This window comes from Brevibacterium sp. HMSC22B09 (assembly GCF_001806795.1).
Lineage (GTDB): Bacteria > Actinomycetota > Actinomycetes > Actinomycetales > Brevibacteriaceae > Brevibacterium > Brevibacterium ravenspurgense.
The window spans coordinates 39435-47292 of the sequence record NZ_KV786022.1; the positions used below are offsets into that span (position 1 = coordinate 39435).

The window sequence follows — 7858 nt, forward strand, 5'->3', positions numbered from 1 at the left end:
TCAAGCGGCAGCTTCCACCTCGGCAGCTTGGGAGTGCGGTTTGCTGGGCCACCAGATCTTGTCGCCGATCAGGGTGAACACGGCCGGGACAATGACAGTGCGCACCAGCAGCGTGTCGATCAGCACGCCGATTCCCACGATCAGGCCCAGCTGACCCAGGGTGACCAGCGGCAGCACGCCAAGAGCGGCGAAAACAGCGGCGAGGACAATGCCCGCGCTCGTAATGACCCCACCGGTGTGAGTGACCGCTTCGACCATCCCCTTCGCGGTGCCGTGCTCAGCGGCCTCGCGGCGGGCGCGGTGCACCAGGAAGATGGTGTAGTCAATGCCGAGTGCCACAAGGAACAGGAACGACAGAAGCGGAACCTGCAGGTCGAGCGCCTCGCTGCCGAGGACCACGCGGCTGAGAACCCAACCCGCACCGATCGCGGCGAGCGCACTGGCGGCGTTGATCGCCAACAGAACGAACGGGGCGAGCGCGGAGCGGGCCACGAAGAACAGCACGATGAGCGTCACTCCGAGAATCAGCGGGACGATGAGTGCGAAGTCCTGGGCGTTGCCCGCACGCGCATCCACATCCGCTGCAACCTGTCCCCCGACGAGGGCATCCGCCCCGTCAACCGCGCCGACTGCGTCACGCAGATCATCAATCTGGGCGAGGCTCTTATCCGTGCTCGGGCTGTAGTCGCTGGTCACCATGATCTTCGACAGACCATTGTGCGTGTCGATTTCACCGGCGCGGACGATTCCATCGCGGTCTTCCACCGCTGCTACGACGTCGTCAGCTTTGTCTTCGTTTGCCACGATGAGGATCGGCTGAGCCTCCCCCGGCGGGAAATGGTCCGACAGTGTTTCCAAACCGGCGGCGGACTCCGACTGCACGCGGAAGCGATCCAGCTGGTCAAGCCCGACCTTCACACCGAACAGGCCGGAGGCCATGATGGCCAGCAGGGCGATGCCAGCACCGGCTGACACCAGCGGACGGCGCACAACAGCGGTCGCTACACGGCGCCACACCCCATCCCGACGCCCCTTGGTCCCGGAGCGCGGGATCGAGGGCCAGAAGGCGCCTCGTCCGACGATGGCGAGCATCGGCGGCAGCAAAAGAAGAACACCGGCCAGAGCGGTCAGCAGACCGATTGCCGAGGTGATGCCCAGGCCGTGCGTGCCGGGAATGACGGCCAGCACCAGGGTCAACAGGGACAGCACAACCGTGAGGTTCGAGGCGAGAATCGCACCGACCGTGTGCTTCCAGGCGACCGCCAGGGCTGCGCGGTGATCGGTGTGGCGCAGCAGCTCTTCGCGGTAGCGCGAAATGATCAGCAGCGCATAGTTCGTGCCCGCACCGAAGACGAGCACGCTGATGATGCCGGCATCAAACTGCAGGTTCCACGCTTGGCCGGCAGCCGCGGTGAGACGGCCCGCGAGACCATCGGCCAGGCCGACCGCGATCAGCGGCACCAGCCACAGGATGGGCGAACGGTACGTGACGATCAGCAGAACGGCGACGATCGCAATCGTCACCGCCAGCAGCGTGAAGTCCGCACCGTCGAAGGCGGCTGCAACATCCGCGCCGAAGGCCGGTCCGCCGGTGACTTCCAGTTTGAGGTCAGTCGGGCCGTGTTCGGCGACTGTGCTGCGCAAGTCCCCGATGACTTCGGCGTTCGCGGTGTTGGATTCGCCGGTCGTGATCGGCACGAGGAGCACAGCCGCTTCGCCGTCTTCGCTGAGGATAGGGTCTGAGGCCTCACCGTCATTGGATGCGGTGGTTTCGTTCAGCGTGCCGGCGAGATCTTTCAGCGCACTCTTCTGGCCGTCGGTGATTTCCCCGCCGTCGCGCGTGGTGGCCACAATGAGCACGGACTGTTCGTCCGCGCCGGGAAATTCGTCGAGCAGGACCTGGGCCCGTTGGGATTCGGATTCGGGCGGGGCCTGTTCGCTGGCTTCGGGTGCTTTCGCCGAACCGAAAACGCCGAACAGCACTCCCATCACCACGAGCCCGATGATGAGCGTGAGCCACGAACCCTTCTTGGATGTGATTCTGTCTGCAAAGCCGTGTCGTTCCATGCTTCCAGTTCACCGAAAACACGGGGCGATTCCATCGGTGCTTCGGCTAGACCGGAGTCATACTTTCGGCTGACACGGGGTTGGCTTTGACTCGTGTGGTGCGGGGCGGCTTGGCAGGGGGCGGCTGACCCGCTTTGCTGGGGGCCGCGCGGTCTGTTCAGCTGTTTTCGAGCAGGTCAGACAGTTCGAGCCAGCGCTCTTCAAGCTGTTCGGCTTCTTCGCGGTGTCCGCGCAGCTCTTCACCGAGCGCCTGCAGGCCTTCGAAGTCGGTCTGGTCGTGTTCGCCGAGCCGTTCGAGCACCTTCTCGATTTCGCCGTTGACCCGTTCGAGCCGGCGTTCGATCGCGCCGACTTCTTTGCGCTTGGCGTGCCTCTCGGCACCGGTCAGGCCGCTGCTTTCTGAAGCTCCCGAGGCGCCGCTCCCCTGGCTCTTGGAAGTTCGGCTGCCGTTTGCGTCGTCATCGGAACCGTCAAGTTCAGCTGCCAGCTTCAGGTATTCGTCGATTCCGCCGGGCACGTGGCGCAGTGTGCCGTCAAGGATGGCGTACTGCTGGTCGGTGACGCGCTCAATGAGGTAGCGGTCGTGGGACACGACGATGAGCGTGCCCGGCCAGGAGTCCATGAGGTCTTCCATGGCGGCGAGCATGTCGGCATCGACGTCGTTGGTCGGTTCGTCCAGCAGGATGACGTTGGGTTCGTCCAGCAGCAACAGCAGCAGCTGGAGGCGCTTCTTCTGTCCGCCGGAGAGATCTTCAACGTAGGAGGACAGGTGTGCCCGCTGGAAGCCCAGGCGCTCCAGAAGCTGTGCCGGGGTGTGGTCTTTGCCGTCGATTTCGAAGCTCGTCTTGGTCCGCGCCAGCACTTCGCGCACACGGTCGCGGCCGATGTCGGCAAGCTGGGAGAACTGCTGGTCGAGCACGCCGAGTTTGACGGTTTTGCCGCGTTTGATTCGCCCGTCGGTTGGCTGCAGGCTGCCGGCTATCAGCCCCAGGAGCGTTGATTTGCCAGAGCCGTTGCGGCCCAGGATTCCCGTGCGCTCACCCGGGGCGATCCGCCACGTGACATTCGTGAGCACGTAGCCGTCCGGGTAGGCGAAGGCCACGTCTTCAAGGTCGACGACGTCCTTGCCCAGGCGGGACACCGCGAGGCGTTTGAGTTCGAGTGAGTCGCGCACCGGCGGAACGTCTGCGATGAGCTGGTTGGCTGCCTCAACGCGGAACTTCGGTTTGGAGGTGCGGGCGGGAGCACCCCGGCGCAGCCAAGCGAGTTCTTTGCGCATGAGGTTTTGACGCTTGGCTTCTGCCGCCGCGGCAAGACGGTCACGTTCGACCCGCTGCAGGACATAGGCCGCGTAGCCGCCCTCAAACTGGTCGACCGTACCGTCGTGGACTTCCCACGTGTCGGTGCTGACCTCATCGAGGAACCACCTGTCGTGGGTGACCACCATGAGTCCGCCTGAGTTCTTGGGCCAGCGTTTGTTGAGGTGCCCGGCCAGCCAGGCAATACCCTCAACGTCGAGGTGGTTGGTCGGTTCGTCGAGTGCGAGAACATCCCAGTCGCCGACCAACAGTGCGGCGAGCGCTACGCGCCTGCGCTGTCCGCCTGAGAGGGCAGAGACTTTCCGGTCCCAGTCAAGGTCGCCCACGAGGCCTGCAATGATGTCGCGGATGTTGGCATCCGAGGCCCATTCGTATTCCGGGCGGTCGCCCACGATTGCTGTGCCGACGGTGTCATCAGGGTTGAGGTTGTCGGTCTGGGTGAGGACTCCCACGCGCAGACCGCCGCGCTGTGTCACGCGACCGGAATCGGGTTCCATCTGACCGGTCAGCAGCGCCATGAGCGTTGATTTGCCGTCGCCGTTGCGGCCGACGATGCCGATTCGGTCGCCTTCGTGGACACCGATGGTGAGCGAATCGAAGACAGTTTTCGTGGGATAGTCCAGCGAAATGTCTTCGGCTCCGATCAGATGTGCCACGGCGCGTCCTTCCTGCAGTCAGCGGCTGAGGCGTTTCAGCCGTCGTCTCAGTCTATTGGTCGCGGGCTTTGTTCAGCGGGCAGGTTCAGTGTTCGAGCAGACACAGTCTGAGGCGAGGCACAGCCCCACGCGAACCGTAATCCTCAGCTCTCAGTCTTCAACTACGTGGGCTCCCTGCGCAGGGCCCGATGTGCGCACAACATTGCGCACGGACGTGCTGGCTTCGAGCATGACCGCAAGATCGAGTGCGTGAGTGTCGTCTTCGACGAGGAATGCGACCGTCGGCCCCGAACCGGACACGAGTCCCCCGAGAGCCTCGGCTTCACGGCCGGTTTCCAGCACCTCGCGCAGTTGGGGAAGCATGTCGCAGGCGGCGGCTTCGAGGTCGTTGTGGAGTGCCTCGGCCAGCTGGTGCGGATCCCCGGAGACGAAAGCGGCGACCGCGGCTTCCGCATCGAGAGTCGGGCCCGGTGCGCGACCCTCGGCGCGCATCTGATCGAGCCGACCGTAGACCTTGGGTGTTGACAGTTCGCTTGCCGAGGTTGCCAGCACCCAGTGGAACTGCGCATCGGACATGACGGTGGCGAGCTCGTCACCTCGGCCGGTGCCGATCGCGGTGCCGCCCATGAGGGCAAACGGGACGTCCGCTCCGAGAGTCGCTGCTGTGTCGTGGAGCAGCTGCGGGTCGTCCAGGCCGATCCACGCGGCGTAGGCCACGAGCGCTGCTGCAGCGTCGGCAGAACCACCGCCCATACCGCCGGCAACCGGCACGTTCTTGTCGATGGCAATGTCGACGGGGACATGGGTGTCGGTCGCCTGCGCGAGAGCGCTCACGGCCTTCCGGGCCAGGTTCCGGTCATCACAGGGAATGGATGACGAGGCGTAGGGGCCTGCCACTGTCACCTTCGGGTTGGCGGGGTCGTCGGCTTCTGTCAGTGCGATGGTTTCGCGCACATTGAGGGCGTGGAAGACGGTGACGAGGTCGTGGTAGCCATCGTCGCCTGCCTCGCCGACGCCGAGCATTGCATTGACTTTGCCGTGAGCGGTGGCCCGGATCATGTGGCTCCTCTGATTGCTTGAGTCCACACTATCGGCTGAAGCGGATTTGTCAGGTGGGACGGGGTTTTTGTCAAGCCTGTGCTTCGGCTGCTTCGGCGCGGGCGAGCGCAATGAAGTCTTCGATCGCGAGGGTTTCGCCGCGTGCCTGCGGGCTGATGCCGGCGGCTTCGAGAACCTTCTGTGAGGCTTCTCCCCCGCCGAATACACCGCTGAGGGCAGCGCGCAGGGTTTTGCGCCGTTGCGCGAAGGCCGCGTCGATGAGTGTGAAGACACGGTCCCGTTCAACCTGGTCGGCTCCCGGCAGCGGCTGGGTGTGGCGGACGATCCGCACGAGTCCCGATCCGATGTTCGGTGCGGGCCAGAAGATGTTCTTCCCTATGTCAGAGCCTCGGGTTACGGTTCCGTACCACTGGGCTTTGAGGCTGGGCACGCCGTACACCCTGTTGCCCGGGCGGGCTGCCAGCCGGTCCGCGACTTCTGCCTGCACCATGACGAGCACATTGTCGATAGAAGGGAACTGCGCCAGGAAGTGCAGAAGCACTGGAACGGCCACGTTGTACGGCAGGTTCGCCACGAGTGCCCGCGGTTCGGCGGGCAGTTCGGTGACGTGCAGGGCGTCGCCGACCACCAGGTCAAACGCGGCGTCAGGACCGTGGAGTTCTTCTACTGTCCGCGGCAGACGCGAAGCCAAAAGCTCATCGAGTTCGACGGCGACCACCGGGTGACCCGCCTCCAAGAGCCCCAGAGTGAGCGAGCCCAAGCCGGGCCCCACCTCGGCAACGGTGATGCCGGGTTCCAACTGTGCTTCGGCGACGATCATGCGCACCGTGTTGGGGTCGATCACGAAGTTCTGGCCGCGCTGTTTGGTGGGGCGCAGGCCCAGTTCCGCGGCGATCTCGCGCACAGTGCGGGCGGTCAGGAGGGTAGTCACGCTCCTAGCCTATAGGCTCGAGGGCATGGATCCTCAGACTGCCGCTGCCCTGCTCAACCCGGATGTGCTGGCTGTTCTCGACTCGATTGAGTACAGCCGTGCCGAGGAAATGCAGACGCAGCAGAGGCTGCGCAAGCAGGGGCTCACGCCGGAGGTTGCGGCGGCTGTCATGACTCAGGCGCAGCTACGGGTTGAGGCGCGTGCCAAGTTCGGGCCGTTTGCCGATTCGATGCTGTTCACCCGCGATGGGCTGGGACAGGCCACCCGTCTGCCGGTTGCTGCGATGCACGCCAAGCGGATGCACCGGGGTGGGCCTGGGCTGATTGCGGACCTCGGCTGCGGAATCGGGGCGGATGCTCTGGCTTTTGCCGGTGTGGGCGAGGCGTCCGTGTATGCGTGTGATGCTGACGAGGTCACCGCCGCGCTTGCCGCATACAACCTGCGGCCGTTTGATGCGGTTGCCGAGCACGCCCGCGCGGAGGATTTTGATCTTGCTCGCGCTGATGCGCTGTGGTTGGATCCGGCGCGGCGCAGTGGGACGAACGCTGATGGTTCGGCGTTCCGTCTATCTGATCCGGAGGCTTTTTCGCCGAGTCTGTCCTGGGCGTTTGCGGCTGCCCGGCGCGTGCCGAGTGTCGGCGTCAAACTCGGTCCCGCTTTGGACCACAGTCTTGTGCCGGACGGTTGGGAGGCGCAGTGGGTCTCGCACCGGGGCGATGTTGTTGAGGTTGCGCTGTTCCACGGCCGCGCCCAGGAACGTGAGGGACGAGCTGCCCTCATCATGGGTGACGAAGGCTCTCTGACGGTGACGGAAGCTGATCTGCCAACGGACGAGGTGCCAGTCGCCGCTGTTGGCGACTACCTGTTCGAGCCAGACGGGGCTGTCATTAGGTCCGGCCTGGTGCAGGCTCTGTGCGGGCCACTGGGTGCGCACAGAATTCATGAGTCGATTGCGTATCTGTCCGGCGATCGTCCTGCTGAAGGACCTGTTGCCCAGGCGGTTTCACAGTACCGGGTGGAGGATGTTCTGCCCGCCGGGATCAAAGCCGTGCGGGGCGCGCTGGCGGATCGCGGGATCAATCAGGTGGTCATCAAGAAGCGCGGCATGGACATCGACCCTGCTCAGGTCCGCCGCCAGCTGAAGCTGAGGCCGGCTAAGAAAGGTCAGCCGGCCAAGTCTGCTGTTGTCATCTTCACCCGAGCCGGTACGCAGCGCTGCGCCATCCTCGCCCACGAAGATTGAGGTCGCCGGCGCAGACTTGCGCGCTAATGCAGTTTCACGCGCAAATGCGCCGTACTCAGGCCACTCCAGACTTACGCTTTAATGCAAACTCACGCGCTAATGCGCCGCAACAACGCGTGACTCTGCATTAAAGCGTGAATCTGCGCCGGTGGCAGGGCGAAAAGATGCTGGCCACCGCAGCCCTACCCAACACAACCCCAACCAAACTAAACAGACGCGAACACCGGAGCTCCACCTCGTCAGCAAGTGACGCAACGTTGCTGCGGGAAGCCGAGGCCGGCAGCCAGGCGACGCCAGATTTGCGCGGTAATGCAAACTTGCGCGCAAATGCGCTGCAACACAGCGCAAAACTGCATTAAAGCGTGAATCTAAGCCGGAGACAGGGCACGAGGTGGAAAGCCGGACTAACTGGCAACTCTGGGCCGGCTGCCGGGGGGGGGGCTGCCGGCAGCCAGGCGACGCCAGATTTGCGCGCTAATGCAGACTCACGCGCTAATGCGCCGCAACACCGCGCAAAACTGCATTAAAGCGTGAATCTAGGCCGGCTGGGAGGGGCACGAGGTGGAAGGCCGGACTGACTGGC

The 7858-nt window shown here is 64.3% G+C and carries 5 protein-coding genes; 1 reads left to right on the forward strand and 4 read right to left on the reverse strand.

Translation table 11 applies throughout. The features are described from left to right. From HMPREF3087_RS07365 to rsmA, 4 genes are all read right to left on the reverse strand, one after another. Positions 1-2067: an MMPL family transporter gene (locus HMPREF3087_RS07365; protein ID WP_070428645.1), complete on the reverse strand. Its 2067-nt coding sequence runs from the start codon at positions 2065-2067 to the stop codon at positions 1-3. 157 nt (positions 2068-2224) lie between these two features. Then, the gene (locus HMPREF3087_RS07370; RefSeq protein ID WP_070428646.1) at positions 2225-4042 is read right to left on the reverse strand and encodes an ABC-F family ATP-binding cassette domain-containing protein; all 1818 of its coding nucleotides are present in this window, start codon (positions 4040-4042) and stop codon (positions 2225-2227) included. Between the two features lie 150 nt (positions 4043-4192). Then, on the reverse strand, positions 4193-5128 hold the full coding sequence (locus HMPREF3087_RS07375; protein WP_256173065.1) for a 4-(cytidine 5'-diphospho)-2-C-methyl-D-erythritol kinase: 936 nt from the start codon (positions 5126-5128) through the stop codon (positions 4193-4195). 43 nt (positions 5129-5171) lie between these two features. Then, on the reverse strand, positions 5172-6032 hold the full coding sequence (rsmA, locus tag HMPREF3087_RS07380) for a 16S rRNA (adenine(1518)-N(6)/adenine(1519)-N(6))-dimethyltransferase RsmA (RefSeq protein WP_070428648.1): 861 nt from the start codon (positions 6030-6032) through the stop codon (positions 5172-5174). Positions 6033-6057: 25 nt separating this feature from the next. Here rsmA and HMPREF3087_RS07385 point away from each other — a divergent pair, with 25 nt between their 5' ends. Continuing rightward, on the forward strand, positions 6058-7275 hold the full coding sequence (locus tag HMPREF3087_RS07385) for a class I SAM-dependent methyltransferase (RefSeq protein WP_070428649.1): 1218 nt from the start codon (positions 6058-6060) through the stop codon (positions 7273-7275). The last annotated feature ends 583 nt before the right edge of the window (positions 7276-7858 follow it).